Source organism: Mesorhizobium sp. M0139 (assembly GCF_040322455.1).
GTDB lineage: Bacteria > Pseudomonadota > Alphaproteobacteria > Rhizobiales > Rhizobiaceae > Mesorhizobium.
In genome coordinates this window covers 1-1,328 of sequence record NZ_JAMYTN010000048.1, presented here as the reverse complement: position 1 = coordinate 1,328, position 1,328 = coordinate 1, and the positions used below count along the sequence as shown (strand labels likewise).

The following is a 1,328-nucleotide window of genomic DNA, read 5'->3' as shown; positions in this document are numbered from 1 at the left end:
GGGCATAGGCGCTAAGATAGCTTTGGCATGGACTGAAACTTGCGCTTTCGTGGTGGCTCACGCCAGCGATATCGCAAGGCATGGAGTTTTTGGCGCAGGGCCGCCAAGGAAGGTTGAGGAAAGATGGTCGCGATCAGAGAGGCGACGATCTGGCGGGTTGCGCGCCACAGCAGCGGGCGCCCGTCGCTCAAGGGGGAGAGACACCCAACTCCTGCGAGAGGGGTTCGGTCACAAGCGCGATGAGGAAGTGTGCAAGGATCCAAGGCCTTGCGATCCTTGGGTCCTTGGCGGGAGGAGAGCGCAGCCCGATCAGGCTCTTCAGGCGCTTGAAGGTGAGTTCGATGCGCCAGCGCATGCGGTAGAGCTTGAGGACCGTATCGGCGGGAAACTCCTCCCGGTCAAGCGAGGTCACAAGCAGGACGAAGCCGGCCGCAATCAGCGTCTGCGGTTGAACCTTGTTGCCCTTGGCCCTGGCTTCCTTGTTGATTTTGCGCCGCGCTTCTTGTGCCGCGGCCTCGGATTTGCGCAAGGCGATCAGGCGCATCTTCACAGGCTCGCCCTTCTTGAGTGCCAGCCGGGCAGGCGTTTCGCAGACTTCCTCCCGGCAGTTCTCCAGGTAGCCGATGAGATCGAACGCCCTGCCGTTGGCGTCGAGCCATCGCGCGTTTTTCCACGACGCGCGCACAACAACATCGCCGCCTTGCGCCATCACCTTGGCGATCCGCTCGGCCTGCAGATAGGCGCGGTCACCGATGCGGATCTCGCCCGGCACCACCGGCACGCGGTCGATCAACTCGGCCTCGCTCTGATCGGTGATCTCGATGAAGTCGAACTGCTCGCGCTCAAGCTCGAAGGCGCAGTGCATGCGCCAAAGACCATTGTTCTTCTTCTCATACGCACCGGCCTTGGCAACCGCTGTCGCATCGAGGATGCGAACCAGTCGGCCTTTGGCCAAACCTGCATCCTCGCGCTTCAAAAGGTGCCCAATCAACTGCTGCAGCCATGGTCCTGCATTGCGCAGCCGGCCAAGCAACGCCACGTCCGAAATGTCGGCTATCCCGCTCGCCGCCGCCCAAGCCACGACGCCCCGCATGCCAACCTTGCCAAGGCAGTAAGCCAGTGTCAGGCGCAACAGGTCGCTCGCCGACCTGACGCCGCGCGGGCGCAGGAACGCCTTCGTCTCGCGGGCACTTCCTGCGATCAACTCTTCGCCGCCCAGAAGCTCAATCGTCTCGGCCCAGCCGTCATCAACAAGCGATTCGTGTGTCATCGCAGCGTAGAATCACACCCGATTCCGCAAGGCAATACCTATCTTAGCGCCTATGCCC

Annotated in this window: 1 protein-coding gene; it reads right to left on the bottom strand. The window is 62.2% G+C overall.

Features of this window, described 5'->3' with window-relative positions; all coding sequences use genetic code 11:
* Positions 1–187: 187 nt before the first annotated feature.
* Positions 188–1,270, bottom strand: a complete 1,083-nt coding sequence (locus tag NKJ58_RS31440; RefSeq protein ID WP_502902368.1) for a transposase — start codon at positions 1,268–1,270, stop codon at positions 188–190.
* Positions 1,271–1,328 lie beyond the last annotated feature (58 nt).